Raw genomic sequence first — 21,180 nt, 5'->3', positions numbered from 1 at the left:
TTCAAATCACCGTCGAAAGGGCCATCACCAACGACAGGGCGATGACGGAAATGAGAGTTTCAAGCACGGTCCAGGTTTTGAAGGTCTGGGCCACGCTCATGTTGAAGTATTCCTTCACCAGCCAGAAACCACCGTCGTTGACGTGCGACAGCACCACCGAACCGGCACCGGTGGCCAGCACCAGCAGTTCGGGATGGGCATAGCCCATGGCGGCGGCAATCGGCGCGACGATGCCCGACGCGGTGGTCATGGCGACGGTGGCCGAGCCGGTGGCGACGCGCATCAGCGCGGCCATCGTCCACCCCATCAGCAGCGGCGACAGTTCAAAACGTTGCGACAGGCCAATGATCTCGCTGGCCACGCCGGTGTGCACCAGGATGCCGTTGAGCCCGCCGCCGGCACCGACCAACAAGGTGATCGCGGCGGTAGGTGCCAGGCATTCCTGCGAGAACTTGAGAATGTGCTCACGGGTGAAGCCACGCATCAGCCCAAGCGTGATGAAGCTCATCAGCGTGGCCAGCAGCAGCGCCACCACCGAGTGGCCGATGAAGCGCAGGCCGTGATTCAAGGGTGAACCCGGTGCGGCGATCTGGTCGGCCCAGCCGCCGAGCAGCATCAGGAACACCGGCAGCAACAGCGTCGCCAAGGTGATGCGGAAGCTGGGCAACTGGTCGTCGGGAATGCGGCTGTGGCCTTCGTCGAGCAACGCCGCTTCCATCGGGTTGTGAGCCGGCAGCTTCACGCGCGGCGCCACGAACTTGGCGAACACCGGGCCGGCCAACGCTGCGGTGGGCAGGCCAACGATCAGTGCATAAAACACGGTGCGGCCGACATCGGCGCCATACGCACTTACCGCCAACATCGCGGCCGGGTGCGGTGGCACCAAGCCGTGCACCACGGAAAGGCCGGCAACCATCGGTAAGCCCACCAACAACAACGGTACGCCGGTGCGGCGGGCGACGTTGAGTGCGATGGGAATCAGCAGCACGAAGCCGACTTCAAAGAAGATCGGCAGGCCGATGCAGAAGGCGATCAGCATCATCGCCCAATGCACGTTCTTCGGCCCGAAGCGGGCAATCATGGTGCGCGCGATGCGTTCGGCACCGCCGGACTCGGCCATCATCTTGCCGAGCATGGTGCCCAGCGCGACGATCAACGCGATATGCCCGAGTGTCTTGCCGACGCCTTGTTCGTAGGCCGGCAGAATTTCCGGCGCGGGCATGCCGGCCAGCAGTGCAAGGCCCACCGATACCAGCGTGACGCTGATGAACGGATTGAGGCGGAAGCGGGCAATCAACACGATCAACGCCAGGATCGACAACGCGGCGTAGATCAACAACAGGTTTCCGTCGGTCATGCGTACAGGCCCCGGATGTCGGCGGTCAGAACTGCGTGGAAACGGCACCGATGACGCGGTGAGCGTCATCGACCACCAACAGGTGGCGCCACTTGTCGAAGGTCAGGCAAGGGTGGGAAATGTCAAAGCACAGCAGGTCGCCCACGCGCAGGTCGTCGCCATCGCGGACGTCGAGGAAGGCGTGTTGGTCCATCATCGCGCTGATCTGCCAATGCGCCGGAGCATCCATGGGCGCGGCATTGCCGGGGCGGTGATGCAGCGCTGGCACCGGGAAGCCGGCATCGAAGGCGGCATCGCGTTTCCCCAATGCAATGATCGCCTTGCCCGATTCCGGCAGTGACTGTACATACGCCCACAGGCGCAGCGCCGGGCGCAGGCTGCTGCCCATTTCGCGCGCTACCGGATTGCTGGCGTGGATGCGTCGCGCTGCCTGCCGATAGATGCCGACATCGTGGGTGAGGTAGCAGCCCGGACGCAGCACGACCTGCGCCTCTGCGTTGCCGACCAGTGCGGAGAATTCTTCAGCGACCACATCGAACCAAGCCGAACCGGCGCCGGTAAGGATGGCCGGCAGCTGAGCAAACCCACCGGCGGCGTGAATGGTTTGCCATGCCGCCAGGCTGCGCTGCAGCACCGCGCGCACACCGGCTTCGTCCTTGGCCACGCCTTCGTAGACTTCCACGCCGACCAGCGCAACCGCATCCGGCCAACGGGCGATTTCTTCCAGCACCGCGCGGGCCTGCGCGTCATCGCGCACGCCGGTACGGCCGCCGGCCGCGCCGATTTCCAGCAACACCTTGATCTGCTGGCCGCGCGCCTGGAAGTACTGGCCCAGCGCGGCGACGTTGTCGGCGCTGTCCACCACACAGGCGAACCAGAAGTCGGCATCGCGCGCCTGCAGATCGGCAATCAGCGCGAAGTTGCCCTTGCCGACCAGCTGATTGGCCAGCAACACGCGGCGCACGCCGTGTTCGTAAGCGGCCACGGTCTGCGGTGCGGTGGCCAGGGTGATGCCCCAGGCGCCGGCATCAAGCTGCATCTGGAACAGCGCCGGGCTCATGGTGGTCTTGCCGTGCGGCGCCAACTGGCAGCCATAGGCGTCGGTGAAGCGACGCATCCACGCCAGGTTGTGGCGCAGCGCGGATTCGCTCAGTACCGCAGCCGGCAGGCTGACCTGCTCATCCAGAAGCGAGGCGCCTTTCTTGGCAAGCGCTGCGGGCGTCCACGCCGTGCCGGCGGGCAGACCTTTGCCGGCAAGAAGTGTTTCGGATTGAAAGTAATTTTCCTGCACGAATCACTTCCTGCTGTTGGGCCATCAGAAGCTGCGAAGGCCTATTGTGTAACACAGGAAGGGTTGTGTGAAAATTATTTTCTTGTCGCATTCGTCCAACCCCGCCGGAGCAGGGCGGGGATAACGGTCAGAAGTCGAACTGAACCCGGCCGGCAAGCACGCCGGTGTGGTCCAAGGTGCGCCCACCGGGCGTGGCGCGGCGGCGGCTGTCGGTCCAATCCAGCATCAGCCGGACGTGCCGCGGAGCGTACCAGTTGACGCCGACCGTCCACGCATCGGCCGCGCCTTCGTGCCGATCCAGTGGCCATTGGCGGCCCCGGATCTGGTCGTACTGGGCTTCCAGTTCCCATGCGCCGCTGCGGCGGGTGGGCTTGATCGGGCCAAAGCGGCCGGCCTTGACGTCGTAGCTTGGCGACTCGCCAGTGATGACCCAACTGCCCAGCACATAGCCGGACTGCACCTCGCCGCGCTGCTGGCCATCGTTGTAGCGCACCTTGCCGTACTCGGCCTGCCACGAGAACGCACCGTGCACGCCGGCCGATTCCAGCGCCAGCTTGGTCGCTTCCACATCGCGCCCGCTGCGGTAGTCGATCAATGCCAGCCGGCTGTTGTCGGCGAAGTAACCGGCGGTGCGCAATTGCACGCGCAGCGGCGCCGCACCACGGGTGCCGGGATGGTCGTAGTTTTCGCGCGCCGCACTCATGCCCAGGTGCAGCACCTGCCCGGGCGAATGCCACGGCGCGTAGCCAATCCGCGTGCCGACGGCGCTGCCCTTGTGCTTCCAGGCGTCGATGCTCTCCAGGCTGTACAGGCTGGCGCCCCAGAACATGCCGTCGTGGTGGCCGGTGGCACCCACGCCTAGGCGATAGGACGGTGGCAAGGTCTGCATCAACCAACTGCGCTCGACCGTGGGCGCGTGGTTGGTGCTGATCCGGTCATCCAGTGGCGAAATCGGCTTGAACTGGCCCAGTAACAACGTGGTGCTGCCGATGGAACGGGCGATGTACGCATCACGCGCCACCGGCCGATGCCCGGCAAAGTCGGCCTCGAACTTGTAGTCGATCACATGGAATTTGCCGGCGATCGCCAACCAGGCCGAGCGCAGGTCATCGCCGTCGCGCTCTGGCGTACCGCGCCGGTCATTGTCGAAATAGGCAAATTCGTAGTGCAGGCGACCGCTCGCCTTGAGCGTGACGTCGTCATCGGCCTGCGCACTGGGCGCGGCCACGAGTGCGAGCAACAACGAGGCGCGGTAACGCGTTTTGGTGATGGGCATGCGATGTCCTTTCGTTCCCTGTTGAACGGGGCGCGAAGGTAAGGAGTCGCATCGCCGCCGACCCATTGCCCTTTGGTACTAAGCCAAATCCGGTCTTTGCAGCAAAGGGCGGGAGCGTGGTCGCGCACCTTGCAGGTGCGAGGTTTCGGTACTTTCTGCGGGTCATCGCGATGCCGTGGGCACGCGCGTGTTGGTCAGAATGCGTGGCACAACGCAGGTGCCAAAAGCCATCCAGATCACCATTTGCGCCGCGTGTGCAGGAGTCGCGTTCGCGGCGGACCCATGAACCCGAATGACTTCCTGGTGCTTGTGATCAGGCCATGTGCAATCGCGCGATCCCGCGATCCCGCGATCCCGCGTGCGCGCCGTGATCGCCAGCCTCGCGGCGAATGCCGCTCCTACGAATGCAGATGCCGCCGGCAGTTCATCACTGGCGGCGGCATCTGTCGGACGTATCGTTGATTGCATCGCCTTCGGAGGAGCCGCGTTCGCGGCGGACCCCCAAACCCGAACGACGTCGATCAATGCGTGACCCAACTACCCTCAGAAATCCAACTGCACGCGCCCCGCAAGCACACCAGTACGGTCCAGCGTCCGGTTCGTGACTTCGTCACGGCGCTCGGTGTCAGTCCAATCCAGCATTACCCGCGCGTACTTGCGGGCATACCAGTTCACACCCACCGTCCATGCATCGGCCGACATTTCGCGTGGCCACTGCTTGCCTTCGATGTGATCGATGCGCGCGACCACTTCCCAGGCACCGCTGTCATGCAGCGGCTTGAGCTGGGTGAAGCGGCCGGCCTTGGCGTCGTACGGGCGGGTTTCGCCGGTGAGCAACCAGGTGGCCTGCAGGTAGCCGGAGCTGACCCGCGCGCGTTGCTGACCATCGTCATACAACGCACCACCGTACTCACCCTGCAGCGACAGCGCGCCCAGCACGGTGGCCGCTTCCAGTCCGTACTTGTCCACCGACACGTCGCGACCGCTGTGGAAATCCACCAGCGTCAGGCGGCTGTTGTCGCCGAAGTAGCCGGCCACGCGCGGTTGCACACGCAGCGCCGAGGCACCGTTGGCACCGGGGTTGTCGTAGCGCTCATGGGCCAGCGCTGCGCCGAAGTGCAGCACATGCCCCGGCTCACGCCACGGTGCGTAGCCGGCACGCGCGCCCGCCGCGCGGCCCTTGGTTTTCCAGGCATCGATGCTTTCCAGGCTGTAGACGCTGCCACTCCAGAACATGCCCTGCTGGTAGCCATTCGCGCCCACGCCGAGGCGATAGGTGGGGGCCAGCGTCTGTGCCAGCCAGCTGCGTTCCACCGCCGGAATGTGGTTGGAGCTGCCGCGGTCATCCAGCGTGAAGAACTGTTTGAACTGGCCGGCGGTGATCGTGGTGTTGCCGAAACTGCGGGCGAGGTAGACATCGCGCGCCACCGGGCGGTGAACGGCCACGTCGGTTTCCAGCTTGTAATCAAAGCCATGGAACTTGCCCGACACCGCCAGCCACGCCGCGCGCAGGTCGTCGTTGCCGCGTTCGTCGATGCCACGGTCGTCATTGTCGAAGCGGGCAACGTCGTAATGCAGGCGTCCGCTGAACTTGGCGGTCACGCTGTCGTCGGCGTGCGCCACCGGCACCGTGGCCAGCACCAACAGGGCGGCCAGCGTCGTGCGTTGGTTGAAAGTGGGCATCCGTTCTCTCTCCGGTACCGGGCTATAGAAGTGGCCGGACGATATCAGCCTGCCGCCAGCGACCAATAGCGATTTGGTACTAGGGTGCCGGCCCCCGGCGCGTGCCACACTGGCGCCATGAGCCTGGCCAAGCTCCTTGTCGCTGACGACCACCCGCTGTTCCGTGCAGCGGTGCTGCATGCGCTGCGTGAAGGTATCTGCCTGGGACAAACCCTGGAAGTGGACAGCGTCTCGTCGCTGACCCAGGCATTGGACGAGCACCCGGACGTGGATCTGGTGTTGCTGGATCTGGCCATGCCCGGTGCGCGCGGCTTCTCCTCGCTGGTCTGGTTGCGTGGCGAGCGGCCGGATATTCCGGTGGTGGTGATTTCCTCCAACGATCATCCGCGCGTCATCCGCCGTGCGCAGCAGTTTGGCGCGGCCGGGTTCATTCCCAAGTCGGCACCGGTGGAAACCATCCGCACGGCGGTCAGCGCCGTGATGGCAGGCGATACCTGCTTCCCGCCACAGGCCGCCGCACGCTCGGAGCGCGACGCAGTGTTGGCGGCAAAGTTGGCCCGACTGACGCCGCAGCAATTCCGCGTGTTGATGAGCGTTGCCGACGGGCTGCTCAACAAGCAGATCGCCTATGAGTTGGGATTGGCTGAAAACACCGTCAAGGTGCACGTCACCGCCATCTTGAAGAAGCTGGAGTGCAACAGCCGCACCCAGGCCGCGTTGCTGGTGAAAGCGCTGGAGCCGGAAGGGGACGGTGGTTTGCCTGAGTAGCATGGGGTGGTTTTTGTCTGTTGCCCTAACTTCAAAAGCTGCCCTCACCCCAACCCCTCTCCCGCCGGGCGGGAGAGGGGCTTCAAGCAGCAGCCCAAGCAGACCTGAACCCCTCCCGCTCGGCGGGAGAGGGCTTCAAGCAGCAGCCCAAGCAGACCTGAACCCCTCCCGCCCGGCGGGAGAGGGCTTCAAGCAGCAGCCCAAGCAGACCTGAGCCCCTCTCCCGCGCGGCGGGAGAGGGGTTGGGGTGAGGGCAGCTTTTAGCCAGAAAAAACGACCCGCAATCACCGTGATCGCTGATAAAGATGCGTCATCAATGAGCGCAATGCGGACGTACGCGCCTGCTTGGACAAAAAGCCCCAGCCGCGTTCGCGTGCCAGTGCACGCAGTGCTTCATCCTGCTCGGCAGTGAACAGAATCACCACCGGTTCCTGGCCCCAGCGCTGTGCCAACAGCGGAAACAACTCCGGCCCGGTAGTCGCGCCCAGACGCACATCCAACAGCAGCAGATCCGGCGCATTGCCGAGCGTTGCCGCCGCCAACGCCTGCTCCGCATCGTCGGCAATTTCCACGCGACAACCCCAGCGCTCCAGCAGCAAGTGCGTGGCCTGGCTGATGCGGGGATCATCGTCGATGCACCACACGCGGCAACCGGCCAACAGTGAATCGGCCTGCGGTTCTTCGGTTGCCGACTTAGGCTTGTCCGGGCTGTTAAGCACCAACGCGTTGCCACGCGGCACACGCACCGAGAACACGCTGCCGTGCTCCTGCCGCGAACGCAGGCCGATCTGGTGGCCAAGCAAACGCGCGATGCGTTCGACAATCGCCAAACCCAGCCCGGTGCCGCGCTCTTGGCCGCTGCCGCCATCCAGCCGGCGGAATTCCTCGAAGATTTCCTTCTGCCGTGCGCGTGGAATGCCCGGGCCGGTGTCGTGGATTTCAATGCGGATATGCGCGCCATCGCGGCGACAGCCCAGTACGATGCGGCCGCGTCGCGTGTAACGCACGGCGTTGGACAGGAAGTTCTGCAGAATTCGCCGCAACAGGGCTTCGTCGCTGTGTACTACGGCCGACGTTGCCACCCGCTCCAGTGACAACCCGCGTGAGGTGGCCAGAATGCCGAACTCACGCGCCAACGCTTCCAACAGCGGGTCGAGCGCGAAGTCACGAATGCGGGTTTCCAGCGCACCGGATTCCAGTCGTGAGATATCCAGCAGGCTGTTGAGAATGCTGTCCTGCGCGGCCAGCGCGCTGTCGATGTTGTCGGCGATATCGCGCGTCGCCGCATCGGTGTCCGGCAGCCGCCCGCGCAGTACCGACAGGAACATCCGCGCCGCATTCAACGGTTGCAACAGGTCGTGCACGGCGGCGGCGACAAAGCGTGTCTTGGAGCGGTTGGCGTCCTCGGCTTCACGCTTGGCGTCAGCCAGATCACGGGTGCGGTCGTCGATCCGATTGCTGAGTGTGTCGGCCAGCGAACGCAGATCGCGCGCGGCATTCTTGTAGGCGGTGATATCGGCATAGCTGGTCACGAAACCGCCGTCAGGCAGCGGATTGCCGCGTATTTCGATCACGCTGCCATCGCCGCGCTCGCGTTCGTGCATATGCGGCTTTCCCGAACGCAGATGCGTGAGCCGACGTTCGATGGCTTCCTCGATTGGCCCCGGGCCGAGCAGGCCGCGTTTGGCGTTGTACTGGAAGACATCGGCAATCGGCCGGCCCACCTGGATGAAGCCGGGCGGGAAGCGGAACAGTTCGACATAGCGGCGGTTCCAGGCCACCAGATTCAGCTGCGCATCCACCACGCAGACGCCCTGCGGCAGATGCTGCAGGCTGTGGCTTTCACCGTAATCGGCGGTATGCGCGGCGTGCACCAGGCCGTCCTGCGCGGTGCGCAACTCCTGCGCGTGGTGCTTGACCAGGCGCTCAAGTTCGACCCGGCTGCGCTCGCGCAACTGCGCCAATCGCCGGCGCTGGCGCAGCACGAATCCCAGCAGCGCAAGCACCAGCAGGCCGGCGGCGATGGCGCCGGCCTTGGTACGGGCGGCGACGATGCTGTCGCGGGTAGGGCGCAGCAGGTTCAGCGTCCAGCCTTCCGGCGACAACGGGCGCGACACCCAGATCACATCGCCCACGTCGGGCATGCGCACGCGTCGCACGCCGTCGCCAAGGTCTTCGATCAACCGGTACTTCAGCACCTGGCGCGGCACTTGCCCGTACTGACGCGTGGTGGTCAGGCGGCGGCGGGTGACATCGTCGAGCGCGTGCAGCACGTGGTAACGCCAGCCGGTCTGGCTGGATAGAAAGATCACGCCGTTGCCATCGCTGGCAAAGACATTGCCCGGCGCTTCGGCCCACAAGACTTCCTGCGGGCGCAGGACCACTTTCACCACCACCACGCCGATGGCATTGCCGGCGTCATCGCGCACTGCCTGCGACAGAAAGTAACCGGGCACCGCCGTGGTGACGCCTTCGGCGTAGAAAGTGGCGCTGCCATCGCGCATGGCACGCTGGAAATAGGGGCGGAAATTGTAGGAATTGCCCACATTGCTGGTGCTGACGGCCTGCCAGTTGCTGGCGGCCAGTGCCAATCCGTCGCGGTTGAGCAGGGTGAGCGTGGAGGTGGCAGCGGCGCCATTGACGCGCTCCAGCTTGCGGCTGATGCGTTCGGCATCGGCCGGGCGGATGTCGGCCTGCGCCAGCACCGCGCGTATTTCCGGGTCCAGCGCCAGTACTGCAGGCAGCACGCGATGGCGTTCGATCAGGGCTTGCAGTGCATCGCCATGCAGCCGCAGTTGCTCGCGTGCCTGTTCGGCATCATCGAGCAGGCTGCGCCGTTCCAGATGGCGCATCACCACCAGGCTCAGCAACGCGATGACCGTGGCTGCAATGCACAGCAGCATCAGGCCGGAGCGGCGGCGGGAGGTGGGGAGAAAGGGCATGGCGGCGATGGTCACGCAGATGCGGCGGATTCTCCACTGCGGGCCGTGACCGGCTGGGTCACGTCGCGTTGTGCGGGATTGCGCTGGCAGTCAATGGCGGCGCGGCTTGCCGGTTGCGGCACCCGGTCAAACTTCGGAAACGTCCTAATACCAATGGATTAGCTAGTACCAATGCGTTATCGGCGGCACGACGGCGGGCGCGTACAACACGGCCAAAGCGAACCGCCGTCGAGGTACTTCATGCACATTTCCACCGATGCCGTCGCGGCATCCCCCGTCCGCCTGCCGTTCTACCGGCAGCTGTACTTCCAGGTGTTGTTCGCCATCACCCTGGGTGTGCTGCTCGGTCATTTCGAGCCGGCCTTCGCCGAAACGCTCAAGCCACTGGGTGACGCTTTCATCAAACTGGTGAAGATGATCATCGCGCCGGTGATCTTCCTGACCATCGTCACCGGCATCGCCGGCATGACCCACCTGCGCACGGTGGGCCGCGTCTTCACCAAGGCGATGGTCTACTTCATGTTCTTCTCCACGCTGGCACTGGTGGTGGGCCTGGTGGTGGCGAACGTGGTGCAGCCGGGCGCCGGCATGAACATCGACCCGGCCGGTCTCGACCAGACCGCCGTCAACGGCTACGTGCAGAAGTCGCACGAGTTGACCCTGGTGGGTTTCGCGATGGACATCATTCCCAAGACGTTGGTGAGCCCGTTCGTGGGCGACAACATCCTGCAGGTGCTGTTCGTGGCGGTGCTGTTCGGCATCGCGCTGGCCTCGGTGGGCGAGAAGGGCAAGCCCATCCTCAACTTCCTTGAGTCCCTGACCACGCCGGTGTTCAAGCTGGTGCACATGCTGATGAAGGCGGCCCCGATCGGCGCCTTTGGTGCCATCGCCTTCACCATCGGCAAGTACGGGTTGGGTTCGCTGGTCAACCTGGCCTGGCTGGTCGGCTCGTTCTACCTGACCGCGCTGCTGTTCGTGGTGGTGATTCTGGGCGGCGTGGCGCGCCTGTGCGGCTTCTCGGTGCTCAAGCTGGCGCGTTACCTGAAAGCCGAGCTGCTGCTGGTGCTGGGCACCTCCTCGTCCGAGTCGGCGCTGCCGTCGTTGATGGAAAAGATGGAAAAGGCCGGCTGCAGCAAGTCGGTGGTCGGGCTGGTGGTGCCCACCGGCTACTCGTTCAACCTGGACGGCACCAACATCTACATGACCCTGGCGGCACTGTTCATCGCCCAGGCCACCAATACGGATCTTTCCCTGGGCCACCAGATCGCGCTGTTGTTGGTGGCGATGCTCAGCTCCAAGGGTGCTGCAGGCGTCACCGGCGCAGGCTTCATCACCTTGGCCGCCACGCTGGCGGTGGTGCCGGAAGTGCCGGTCGCCGGCATGGCGCTGATCCTCGGCGTGGACCGCTTCATGAGCGAATGCCGCTCACTGACCAACTTCATCGGCAACGCCGTAGCCACCGTGGTGGTGTCGCGCTGGGAAGGCGCACTGGACCACGAGCGCCTGACCCAGGTGTTGAATGGCCGCGATGCAGAGGCCCTCGACGTGCGTGAGCAGACCGTCGATTCGACGGTGGTGGTTGTCGAAAGCTGACCGAGTGTGTGTGTCCGCGGGGCCTGTCATCGTGATGGCGCGGCTCCGCGGATTTTTAGCAGCAAGGCACATGGTGGTCATATGCGTGCTGGATACTGCGCAAAGCCCCGCGACATACACCGCAGAATTGTGCGGTTGCAGCATCACTGCGATAGCGTAGCGACAGGTTCAAGCTGCCCATCGGCGTTATCATCCCAAGTCCTCTCGCCCATTCAGCCCTTTAAAAATCGATGTCCAACGAAGATTTCAAACAGGCCGCCCTCGATTACCACCGGATTTCGCCGCCGGGAAAGATCAAGGTCACCGCGACCAAGCCGATGTTGACCCAACGCGATCTGTCGTTGGCCTACTCGCCGGGCGTGGCGTATGCCTGTGAAGCCATCGTGGCCGACCCGGCCCAGGCCAGCGAGCTGACCGCACGCGGCAACCTGGTCGCCGTGATCACCAACGGCACCGCCGTGCTGGGCCTGGGCAATATCGGCCCGCTGGCCAGCAAGCCGGTGATGGAAGGCAAGGGCGTGCTGTTCCAGAAGTTCGCCGGTATCGATGTGTTCGACATCGAAATCAATGAGAACGACCCGGACAAGCTGGTCGACATCATCGCCTCGCTGGAGCCGACCTTCGGCGGCATCAACCTGGAAGACATCAAGGCACCGGAATGCTTCATCGTCGAGCGCAAGCTGCGCGAGCGGATGAACATCCCGGTGTTCCATGACGACCAGCACGGTACCGCGATCATCGTCGGTGCGGCCGTGCTCAACGCCATGGTCATCACCGGCAAGAAGATCGAAGAGGTCAAGCTGGCCACCACCGGCATGGGCGCGGCGGGTATTTCCTGCGTCAACATGCTGGTGCAGCTGGGCCTGAAGCCGGAAAACATCCTGGCCTACGACCGCGACGGCGTGATCCACAGCGGCCGCACCGATCTGGACCCGGAAAAGGCGCGTTACGCGCGCGATACCGACAAGCGCACGCTGGCGGAGATCGTTGACGGCGCTGATATCTTCCTGGGCCTGTCGGCCGGCGGCATTCTGAAGCCGGAGATGGTTGCCACCATGGCGCCGAACCCGGTGATCTTCGCACTGGCCAACCCGTACCCGGAAATCCTGCCGGAAGACGCCAAGTCGGTGCGCCCGGACGCGATTCTCGGCACCGGCCGTTCGGATTACCCGAACCAGGTCAACAACGCCCTGTGCTTCCCGTACCTGTTCCGTGGCGCGCTGGACGTGGGTGCCACCGGCATCAACGAAGCCATGAAGATCGCCTGCGTGCGCGCCATCGCCGCGCTGGCCCGCAAGGAAGCGTCCGATCTGGGCACCGCATACGGCGGCGAAACCCCGAGCTTCGGCCGTGATTATCTGATCCCGCGTCCGTTCGACCGTCGCCTGCTGGTCGAGCTGTCGGTCGCCGTGGCACAGGCGGCAATGGATTCGGGCGTGGCGACGCGCCCGATCGAAGACATGGCCGCCTACCGGGAGAAGCTGGCCCAGTTCGTCTATCGCACCAGCCTGTTCATGAAGCCGGTCTACGACCGTGCCCGTGCCGACAAGCAGCGCGTGGTGTACGCCGAAGGCGAAGAAGAAGTCGTGTTGCGTGCGGTGCAGAACGTGATCGATGAAGGCGTTGCCTTCCCGGTCCTGATCGGCCGCCCGGACGTCATCGAAGCCCGCATCGAACGCCTGAGCCTGCGTATGAAGGCCGGCGTGGACTTCGAGATCACCAACATCAATGACGATCCGCGCTTCAACGACTATTGGCAGTACTACCACGACATGACCGGCCGCAAGGGCGTCACCGTGTCCGCTGCCAAGAACCTGATGCGCTCGCGCCCGACGCTGATCGCGGCGGTGATGGTCGCCCGCGGCGAAGCCGATGCCATGTTGTCCGGCGTGGTCGGCCGCTTCCACAAGAAGCTCGGCTACGTGCGCAGCGTGATTCCGCTGGAGTCCAAGGTCAGCTCGACCTCGGCGATGACCGGCGTGATCAACAACCAGGGCGTGTTCTTCTTCGTCGATACGCACGTGCAGGAAGATCCCAGCGTCGAGCAGATCGTTGAATCCACGCTGCAGGCGGCTTACCGCATGAAGCTGTTCGGCATCGAGCCGAAGATCGCGTTGCTGTCGCATTCCAACTTCGGCAGCCACGATTCCAAGGACGCGCTGAAAATGCGCCAGGTGCGTGAGCAGCTGCTCAAGCGCAACCCGCGCTTGAACGTGGACGGCGAAATGCAGGGCGACACCGCATGGGACGAAGCACTGCGTGCCAAGCTGCTGCCCAACAGCACGCTCAAGGGCCGTGCCAACCTGTTCGTGCTGCCGAACCTGGAAGCGGCCAACATCGCCTACAACCTGGTGCGCGTGTTCACCGACGGCGTGGCGATTGGCCCGATCCTGATGGGCATGACCAAGCCGGTGCACATCCTCACCAGCAGCGCCAGCTCGCGCCGCGTGTTGAACATGACCGCCATCGCGGCCGTGGACGCACAGATCCGCAAGCAGATGGAAGCCGAACGCGCAGGTTGATCTGCTTTCCATGAGCTAGAAACAACAAAAGCCGGCGAATCGCCGGCTTTTGTTTTGTCGCTGCTAACGCAGAAGTCGCTGTTGTAGAAGGCAGCCATGCAGCGCTGAGGCTTTGCAATGCTCGGCACTTATCGCTTCTGTAGAGCACAGCCATGCAGCGCTGAGGCTTTCCCGATGAAATGCCTTCCGAGCGCGGCTCGGCACAACAGGCTGCCGCTGTTACAGCGCGGAGCGGTGCTCCGCGCTGCATCTGGCAGGCAGCGCCACTGCATTGCGAAAGATCAGGAATCAGCGCATTCCAACGAAGTTGGCCTTGTGCTTTTCAGACCTGTGCCAGTCGCTGACCTTCGACGATCTGCAACACCAGCTTGCGGGTAGCAGCGCGACAGGTGCGGTAGGCCAGCAGCAGGCGGCGTTCCTGCGGGTCGTCCACGATCTCAACGCCACTTTGCGGCGGCGCCGGAATGACCTCCAGGCTGTTGCGACCGGTGGCAAGCCACTCGAACGAAACGTCGGTGACCATCGGGATGGTAATCATGCGGGTAGTGCACGGCATGATCCCGGTCGGGCTCTCCCAATTGCCAACGGCGCTGCGGCTCACTTTGAGCTGGCTGGCCAGTTCGGCCTGTGTCATTCCCTTTTTACGACGGGCCCTGCGAATACGGTTGGCCAGATGATTGGGCATCGTGTCTCCTCCCTGAGGTATTGCGAAAAGTGGTTGAGCCGGTAGTCGTGAATTGTGCGTGAGTAACTGAGATTATTGGAGAGTATTTGGCCTGAATCGGGAGCTGTGTCACCGAAACTGACCTTTTTGGTCAGGATTACTGACGAAAAATGCATGGGCAGCGTTCTCGCTTGACTGACTGGCTGCATGCCATTGGATGTGTTCATCCCAAGCCATTGAGCCCTTGCCAGGCATCGGCCACATTCCCTGCACACGCTGATCCAGGGGGCAGAAGTGCCGCAGTCGTTGTTTCGAGAAGAGGTGCTGCACGCCAAGCGCAGCCACTGGTTGGGGCCGGTTTCGCTGTTGCAGCCGCTGCGCTGGCGGCTGCTTACCCTTGCCGCCATTGCGGCGGCCGGTATCGCGGTGCTGTTCATCAGCCTGACCAGTTACACGCGTCGTTCCACGGTCAGCGGGCAACTGGTGCCGGTACAAGGCTTGATCACGGTGCTGGCCCCGGCCACGGGATTGGTGTCCTGGCTGGACGCGCAGGAGGGTGAGCGGGTGACGGCCGGAGGGGATCTGGCATTGGTCAGCATGCCGCGGGCGACTTTGCGGGAAGGCAGCACGGGTGAGGCAATCGAGCGCCGCATTCAGCAGCGACAAGATGCGCTGCGTGCATCACGACACGCGGCCGAAGCGCAGTTGCAGGCGCAGTTCGAGGGGCTTGAGGGACAGCTGGCAATGGCCCGCCGCGAGCTGCGGCAGATTGAGTCAGAAGTGGCGACCCGGCAGCAGCAACGCCGTATCGCCGGTGAAACCCTGCAGCGTCTCCAGCGGGTGGAGCAGGGCCAGTACGTCAGTGTGTTGCAGATCAATCAGCAGGAAGCGTCGGTACTGGAACACACCGGGCAGATGCAGGCCTTGCAGCGCCAAGCCACGGCAACGCAGCGGCTTGTCACACAGTTGGAGCAAGCACAAAGGGAACTGCCAGGCCGGCGTCTGGCCGGTGATGCCAGTCATCAACAGGAACTGGCGCAACTTGAGCAGGAGCGGGTTCGCACCAAGGCCGATGACGCCTTGCTGGTCAAAGCGCCGGTCAGTGGTGTGGTGACGTCGCAAACGGTCAAACCCGGGCAGGCGGTGCAGCAGGGGCAGGCATTGCTGAGCCTGTTGCCGGGTGATGGTCGGTTGGAGGCCGAACTACTCGTGCCCAGCAGTGCCATCGGTTTCATTGCGCCAGGTGATCGGGTGCGGCTGCGCTACGAGGCGTTTCCGTATCAGAAGTTCGGCCATCAGGAAGGCCGTGTTTCGCGGATCAGCCGCAGCGCGTTAAGCGCGGCTGAGTTGGCGGGGAAAGGGCGGCAGGAAGGCGAAGCGTTGTACCGCATCAGCGTGGTATTGGCGCGGCAACACGTGACGGCCTACGGCAAGCCGGAGCCGTTGAAACCCGGAATGCTGCTGGTCGCCGATGTGATGGGTGAGCGTCGGCAATTGATCGAATGGATATTCGAGCCGCTGTACACGCTGAAGGGAAGGCTGGATGGCAGCGAGTGAGGTGGTCACGCGGTGCGGCGAATCGTCTGCCATGTGGAACGACGATTCTGCCGTGGCGCGTGGTTCAATCTGTCGCTGCATGGGAAGTATGCGTTCGCTGGATTTTTCGGTTTCCTGGGAATCTTTCAGGGGAAAGTGACCTGGCCGTCCGCGCAGTGCGACTGGGTTCATTCGGCGGCGAGCTGAAAGCGGGAAAGCTGGCGCTCTCGAAGAGTCTGCTGTGACGGGCTTGCCCGGAAGCGGACTTGCGGCTACATCCAATCATTCAATCATCACGTCAAGAAGCTGGAGGGATAGGGATGCTCAAGTTGTCGTACTGCGCGCTGGCAGTGGCGCTTTCGCTCGCGCTCGCCGTTGGTTCGCCAGTGAATGCCAAGGAGACGCGCGCCGCAGTGCCGAGCGCGATGGTGGCGGGCCCTTGTGTGGAAGGTATCTGCGAGTACCGGCTGCAGAATGGAATGCGGGTGTTGCTGTTCCCGGATGCCAGCAAGCCGACCGTCACGGTCAACCTGGTTTATGGCGTGGGTTCGATGCATGAGAACTACGGCGAAACCGGCATGGCGCATCTGCTCGAGCACTTGCTGTTCAAGGGCACCCCGACGTACCCGGATATCCCCGGCGAGCTGCAGAAGCGCGGTGTTAGCACGAACGCGACCACCTCGTTGGATCGCACCAACTATTTCGGCTCTTTCCCGGCCAATGACGAAACCCTGGATTGGTTGTTGGCGCTGGAAGCGGATCGCATGGTCAATTCGAAAATCGCCAAGACGGACCTGGCCAGTGAAATGACCGTTGTCCGCAACGAGATGGAGGCCGGTGACAACAATCCAGCCGGCGTGCTGATGAAACGGATGCGTTCGGTGGCGTTTGATTGGCACAACTACGCCAATATGCCGATTGGCGCGCGCTCTGACGTGGAGAACGTGCCGATCACCAATCTGCAGGCGTTCTACCGCACCTGGTATCAGCCTGACAATGCGGTGTTGATCGTTGCCGGCCGCATCGACAGCGCGTTCGCGCTGCAGCGTATCGCCACGCATTTTGGTCCGTTGAAGAAGCCTGCACGCACGCTGCCCGCCTTGCATACGGTGGAGCCGGCACAAGACGGCGAACGCGAGGTAACGGTGCGTCGCGGCAGCGACTTGGCGATGGTTGCCGCCAGCTATCACGTGCCCGCTTTGGCGCAGGCGGACAGTGCTGCATTGGCTGTGCTGGCCGATGTGCTCGGCGATAATCCGAACGGCCGCTTGTACAAGGCGCTGATGGAGCCCAAGTTGGCGGCGTTTTCGATGGCGGCCAGAGAGAGCCTGCGCGACCCCGGGTTGTTCACCGTGCTCGGCGTTCTACCCAAGGAGGGCGATGCAGGCAAGGCAGAAGCCGAGTTGCTCAAACAGGCCGAGTCCATCGCCGCGCGGCCGATCACCGATGCCGAAGTGGCTGCGGCCAAGCAGCGCATCGGCAATGGGCTGGAAAAGCTGAGCAGCGACGTCAACGCGGTCGCGATGGCGTTGTCCGAATACCAAGCGGCCGGCGACTGGCGCTTGCTGTTCGTGCAGCGTGATGCCATTGCCAAGGTGAGCGCTGCCGACGTCAATCGCGTTGCTGCGGCGTACCTGAAATCAAGCAATCGCACCTTGGGTCGCTTCGTTCCCACTGCTGCGCCGGATCGTGCGGTGATCCCGACGGCACCGTCGGTCGCCAGTCTGGTGGATGGTTATGTCGGCAGAGCGGTGGCTGATTCGGGCGAGGCGTTCGAGGCGACGTTGGAGAACATCGCCGCCCGCACCGAGACGTTCACCCTGGGCGATGGCCTGAAGGTCTCGCTGCTGCCGAAGAAGAATCGGGGACAGACGGTCAGGTTGTCGGCGACGTTCCGCTTCGGTGACGAGAAGTCGATCGTCGATCGCAGTACGGCGGCTGCATCGGTCGGGCCGATGCTGATGATGGGCAGCACGACATTGAGTCGCGCGCAGATCGCTGCCCGCTTTGACGCATTGGGAACGCAGGCGCTGGTCAGCGGTGGTCCGCAAAGTGCGGTCATCCAGCTGGATGGCAAGCGCAGTACTCTGGCCGACGCCTTGGCACTGGCCGCTGATGTTTTGCGCAATCCTGCTTTCCCGCAGGAGCAGTTCGAGCAATTGCGCCTGCAGGCGGTGACGGGCGTGGACTTCCAACGCAAGGAGCCGGGCGCGTTGGCATCGATGGCGTTGGCGCAGTACTTCGACCCGTGGCCGAAGGGGCATCCGCTGCATGTGGATTCGTTTGACGAATCGCTGGCGAAAATGCAGGCGTTGAGCATCGAGGATCTTCGTCGCTTCCACCATGATTTCTACGGAACCGCCGAAGGGGAGGTCGTGGTTGTCGGCGACTTCGATCCGGTTGCGCTCAAGCTGCAGCTGCAGACACTTTTTTTGGACTGGAGATCACCGGCCGCGTATGCGCCGATTGCCACGCAGTACCGCAGCCTTGCGGCGCACCGTGAAAGCATCGCCACGCCGGACAAGCCCAATGCCGTGCTGCTGGCTCGGCAGAACCTGTCGCTCAATCTGGCCGATGCCGATTTCCCGGCTCTGAGTATCGGGGTGGGTATCCTCGGCGGCGACCCGCTCAAAGCACGGCTGGCGAATCGCATTCGACAGAAGGAAGGCTTGAGCTACAACGTCGGCGCCGGCCTGCAGGCCGATGAAAGTCGCGTCGGGCGAGACGACAGCGGCAGCATCAGCATCCAGGCGATTGCCGCGCCGGAGAATGTGGGGAAAGTGGAGGCGGCGGTTCGCGAAGAACTGACGCGTTTGCTGGCAGACGGCGTGACCGAGCAGGAGCTGCGCGACACGGTTTCAGCACGGCTGGTTGCACGCGAGCAGTCGCGCGCCAATGACGGTGCGGTGTCGGGCCTGCTCAGCAATCAGTTGTATTACGGACGCAGCATGCAGTTCGAGGCGGCGCGTGACGCCGCTTATCGCGCATTGACGGTGGAGCAGGTCAACGCGGCCATCCGCAAGCATCTGAAGCCCGAGCAGTTGAGTGTGTTCGTGGCGGGTGATTTCAAGTAAGGGAGAAACAGGGGCAGCCAATGGCCGCCCCTTGTCATGAAGACGATCATTCAATCCGAGGCGGCCGAATGCGCCCTGGCTTCACTGGCGATGGTGGCCGATGCACATGGATTGCACATCGGTTTGCCGGAACTTCGGCGGCGCTTTCCGCTGTCGTTGAAAGGCGCAAAGCTCAATCATCTGATCGGCATTGCACAGCAACTGGGGTTTTCCACCCGGCCGTTGCGACTGGACATGGATGACGTTTCCAAGTTGGCGCTGCCCTGCATTCTGCATTGGGATCTGAACCACTTCGTTGTACTGAAGAAGGTGAGCAAGGCGAAGGTCGTGCTGCTGGATCCGGCCATCGGCGAGCGGAAGTTGTCGGTGGCCGAGGTGTCTGATCACTTCACTGGCGTGGCGCTGGAGCTGGCACCGACCGCGGATTTCACGCCGCGCAAAGCCAGCCCGTCGGTTAGCGTGCGGCAGCTGACCGGGCCGGTTGGCGGCTTGTGGCAAGCGCTGGGGCAGATTGTTGTGTTGTCGCTGGCGCTGCAGGTGTTTGTGGTGCTGGCGCCGTTCCTGATGCAGTGGGTGGTCGACCAGGTGTTGGTATCGGCGGACCGCGATCTGTTGACCGTGCTTGGTTTGGGGTTTGGCTTGGCATTGCTGTTACAGGTGGGGATCAGTCTGCTTCGTGGTGCGGCCGTGGTTCATCTGTCTTCGCGGCTTGGCCTGCAGTGGATGGGCAACGTGTTTGCGCACCTGCTCAGGCTGCCGCTGGATTTCTTCGAGAAGCGCAACCTCGGCGACATCACCTCGCGGCTGTCATCCGTCCAAGCCATTCAGCGGACTTTGACCACCAGTTTCGTCGAAGCCATGATCGATGGCTTGATGGCGGTGGTGACGTTGGCGCTGATGCTGGTTTACAGCTGGAAATTGGCATTGGTGACGGTGCTGGCCGTGCTGTTGTACGCCGGTATCCGGGCATTCGCGTGGCGCCCATTGCGCGATGGCACTGAGCAACACTTGGTAACGGCGGCAAAGCAGCAGACGCATCTGCTGGAATCGTTGCGCGGCATGCAGAGTTTGAAGGTGGCCGGTGAAGAATCACGTCGGCGCAGTACCTACGACAACTTGATGGTGGACACGGTCAATCGCGAGGTGCGGCTGGCGCATCTGGGTTTGGGTTTCAATGGCGCCAGCCAATTGTTGTTCGGCGTGGAGCGCGTTGCAGTGATCTGGATTGGTGCGACGTTGGCGCTGGACAATGTGTTCTCGGTGGGCATGTTGATCGCCTATCTCGCGTACAAGGACCAGTTCGCCGGGCGCACGAGTGCATTGATCGACAAGTGGCTGGAATTCCGCATGCTGCGCCTGCACGGCGAGCGCCTGGCCGACATCGTGCTGACCGCACCGGAGGATGACGCTGGCAGCATCGAAGGCTTGCCGCCCGACGATGCACGTATCGAGGTCGAGAACCTGTGCTTCCGGTATGGCGATGGCGAGCCGTGGGTGCTGCAGGATTGCAGCTTCACCATCACGCCGGGTGAGTCGGTGGCGGTGATTGGCGCGTCGGGTTGCGGCAAGACGACGCTGGTCAAACTGCTGCTCGGTCTGCTGCGGCCGACCACTGGCAGCATTCGCATTGGCGGACAGGAACTGCGCCGATTGGGTGCACGCAATGTGCGCGCGATCGTCGGTGCGGTGATGCAGGACGACCAGCTGTTTGCGGGCAGCATCGCCGACAATATCGGCTTCTTCGATCCGGAGTTTGATCTGGCCCGGGTTGAGGTCGCCGCGCGCTTGTCGGCGGTGCATGAGGACATCATGGCGATGCCGATGGGTTATCACGGTTTGATCGGCGACATGGGCAGCTCGCTGTCCGGCGGGCAGAAGCAGCGGATCATTCTGGCCCGCGCGCTGTATCGGCAACCCAAGCTGTTGTTCCTGGATGAGGCAACCAGCCACTTGGATGTGATGAGCGAGCGCTTGGTCAATGACGCTGTGCGCAGCCTGCGGCTGACCCGGGTGATCATCGCCCATCGCCCCGAGACCATCGCCAGCGCGGATCGGGTGCTGGTGATGGAGCAGGGACGGATCGTGCAGGAGCGTCGCCCGCAGGCCGGATAGGTCGATGCGCCGGCCGAGCCTGAACCAGGAGGCGCACCGCTGCCGGCACAAAAGCCGGCGGAGTTGGACCAAGGCCCGGCGCTCGTATCGCCAAACGGCCAGCACCGGCCCGCCGCTGCTAGAATTGCGCGTCCTGGTTTTTCCGTGAATGACGCCATGAGCCATACCGCCACCGCACCGGCCAACGCCGAGAAGCGCTACAACGTCCACCGCGCCGACCTGCCGCTGAGCTGCCCGACGCCGGAAATGGCGCTGTGGAACTCGCATCCGCGCGTTTACCTGCCCATCGAGAACGAGCCCAATGGCGAGGCTGCGTGCCCGTATTGCGGTTCCGTGTTCGTGCTGATCGACTGACGCCGACC

The 21,180-nt window shown here is 63.5% G+C and carries 13 protein-coding genes; 7 read left to right on the top strand and 6 right to left on the bottom strand.

All coding sequences use genetic code 11. From position 1 onward, the window contains the following. Position 1: 1 nt before the first annotated feature. The 4 genes from ACREP4_RS11600 to ACREP4_RS11585 form a co-directional block, all read right to left on the bottom strand. Complete coding sequence (locus ACREP4_RS11600; protein ID WP_431596336.1) at positions 2-1,357, bottom strand: gluconate:H+ symporter; 1,356 nt, start codon at positions 1,355-1,357, stop codon at positions 2-4. A 25-nt stretch (positions 1,358-1,382) separates the two neighbouring features. Then, entirely contained in the window at positions 1,383-2,648 is a 1,266-nt protein-coding gene (locus tag ACREP4_RS11595; RefSeq protein ID WP_431596335.1) for an amino acid deaminase, read from the bottom strand. 127 nt (positions 2,649-2,775) lie between these two features. After that, positions 2,776-3,924 (bottom strand): OprO/OprP family phosphate-selective porin, encoded by a 1,149-nt coding sequence (locus ACREP4_RS11590; protein ID WP_431596334.1) that lies wholly within the window; start codon positions 3,922-3,924, stop codon positions 2,776-2,778. Between the two features lie 543 nt (positions 3,925-4,467). Next, positions 4,468-5,607 (bottom strand): OprO/OprP family phosphate-selective porin, encoded by a 1,140-nt coding sequence (locus tag ACREP4_RS11585; RefSeq protein WP_431596333.1) that lies wholly within the window; start codon positions 5,605-5,607, stop codon positions 4,468-4,470. 117 nt (positions 5,608-5,724) lie between these two features. Between ACREP4_RS11585 and ACREP4_RS11580 the strand changes: the two genes are divergently transcribed. Continuing rightward, entirely contained in the window at positions 5,725-6,375 is a 651-nt protein-coding gene (locus ACREP4_RS11580; RefSeq protein ID WP_431596332.1) for a response regulator, read from the top strand. Positions 6,376-6,659: 284 nt separating this feature from the next. Here ACREP4_RS11580 and ACREP4_RS11575 read toward each other — a convergent pair whose 3' ends face one another. Further along, positions 6,660-9,317, bottom strand: coding sequence for a hybrid sensor histidine kinase/response regulator (locus tag ACREP4_RS11575; RefSeq protein ID WP_431596331.1), 2,658 nt, complete (start codon positions 9,315-9,317; stop codon positions 6,660-6,662). A 240-nt stretch (positions 9,318-9,557) separates the two neighbouring features. Here ACREP4_RS11575 and ACREP4_RS11570 point away from each other — a divergent pair, with 240 nt between their 5' ends. Further along, the gene (locus tag ACREP4_RS11570; RefSeq protein WP_431596330.1) at positions 9,558-10,910 is read left to right on the top strand and encodes a dicarboxylate/amino acid:cation symporter; all 1,353 of its coding nucleotides are present in this window, start codon (positions 9,558-9,560) and stop codon (positions 10,908-10,910) included. Positions 10,911-11,140: 230 nt separating this feature from the next. Continuing rightward, complete coding sequence (locus ACREP4_RS11565) at positions 11,141-13,432, top strand: NADP-dependent malic enzyme (protein WP_431596329.1); 2,292 nt, start codon at positions 11,141-11,143, stop codon at positions 13,430-13,432. A gap of 322 nt (positions 13,433-13,754) precedes the next feature. Here the strand turns inward: ACREP4_RS11565 and ACREP4_RS11560 are convergent, their stop codons facing one another. After that, positions 13,755-14,117 carry a helix-turn-helix transcriptional regulator gene (locus ACREP4_RS11560; protein WP_431596328.1) on the bottom strand — a complete coding sequence of 121 codons (363 nt, stop codon included), beginning with the start codon at positions 14,115-14,117 and terminating at the stop codon, positions 13,755-13,757. Positions 14,118-14,402: 285 nt separating this feature from the next. On the opposite strand from ACREP4_RS11560, the gene ACREP4_RS11555 reads away from it, so the two are divergent. The 4 genes from ACREP4_RS11555 (at position 14,403) to ACREP4_RS11540 (ending at position 21,172) form a co-directional block, all read left to right on the top strand. Beyond that, a complete protein-coding gene (locus tag ACREP4_RS11555; RefSeq protein ID WP_431596327.1) occupies positions 14,403-15,653 on the top strand; it encodes an HlyD family secretion protein in 1,251 nt (416 codons plus the stop codon). 299 nt (positions 15,654-15,952) lie between these two features. Beyond that, on the top strand, positions 15,953-18,706 hold the full coding sequence (locus ACREP4_RS11550) for a M16 family metallopeptidase (protein ID WP_431596326.1): 2,754 nt from the start codon (positions 15,953-15,955) through the stop codon (positions 18,704-18,706). Between the two features lie 36 nt (positions 18,707-18,742). Then, positions 18,743-20,818: a peptidase domain-containing ABC transporter gene (locus ACREP4_RS11545; protein WP_431596325.1), complete on the top strand. Its 2,076-nt coding sequence runs from the start codon at positions 18,743-18,745 to the stop codon at positions 20,816-20,818. Between the two features lie 156 nt (positions 20,819-20,974). Further along, positions 20,975-21,172, top strand: a complete 198-nt coding sequence (locus ACREP4_RS11540; RefSeq protein ID WP_431596324.1) for a zinc-finger domain-containing protein — start codon at positions 20,975-20,977, stop codon at positions 21,170-21,172. The last annotated feature ends 8 nt before the right edge of the window (positions 21,173-21,180 follow it).

Origin of the sequence: Stenotrophomonas sp., from assembly GCF_050737575.1 — a bacterium.
In the GTDB taxonomy this organism is placed as follows: domain Bacteria; phylum Pseudomonadota; class Gammaproteobacteria; order Xanthomonadales; family Xanthomonadaceae; genus Stenotrophomonas.
Note: the sequence above shows the minus strand (reverse complement) of the source record. Positions and strands in the feature narration are given on the sequence as shown.

Bases quoted from the DNA above. Each gene is read 5' to 3' on its own strand.
- ACREP4_RS11550 (WP_431596326.1), top strand. From the start codon at position 15,953: ATGCTCAAGTTGTCGTACTGCGCGCTGGCAGTGGCGCTTTCGCTCGCG.
- ACREP4_RS11585 (WP_431596333.1), bottom strand. From the start codon at position 5,607: ATGCCCACTTTCAACCAACGCACGACGCTGGCCGCCCTGTTGGTGCTG.
- ACREP4_RS11570 (WP_431596330.1), top strand. From the start codon at position 9,558: ATGCACATTTCCACCGATGCCGTCGCGGCATCCCCCGTCCGCCTGCCG.
- ACREP4_RS11560 (WP_431596328.1), bottom strand. From the start codon at position 14,117: ATGCCCAATCATCTGGCCAACCGTATTCGCAGGGCCCGTCGTAAAAAG.
- ACREP4_RS11580 (WP_431596332.1), top strand. From the start codon at position 5,725: ATGAGCCTGGCCAAGCTCCTTGTCGCTGACGACCACCCGCTGTTCCGT.
- ACREP4_RS11590 (WP_431596334.1), bottom strand. From the start codon at position 3,924: ATGCCCATCACCAAAACGCGTTACCGCGCCTCGTTGTTGCTCGCACTC.
- ACREP4_RS11575 (WP_431596331.1), bottom strand. From the start codon at position 9,317: ATGCCCTTTCTCCCCACCTCCCGCCGCCGCTCCGGCCTGATGCTGCTG.
- ACREP4_RS11565 (WP_431596329.1), top strand. From the start codon at position 11,141: ATGTCCAACGAAGATTTCAAACAGGCCGCCCTCGATTACCACCGGATT.
- ACREP4_RS11545 (WP_431596325.1), top strand. From the start codon at position 18,743: ATGAAGACGATCATTCAATCCGAGGCGGCCGAATGCGCCCTGGCTTCA.
- ACREP4_RS11600 (WP_431596336.1), bottom strand. From the start codon at position 1,357: ATGACCGACGGAAACCTGTTGTTGATCTACGCCGCGTTGTCGATCCTG.
- ACREP4_RS11540 (WP_431596324.1), top strand. From the start codon at position 20,975: ATGAGCCATACCGCCACCGCACCGGCCAACGCCGAGAAGCGCTACAAC.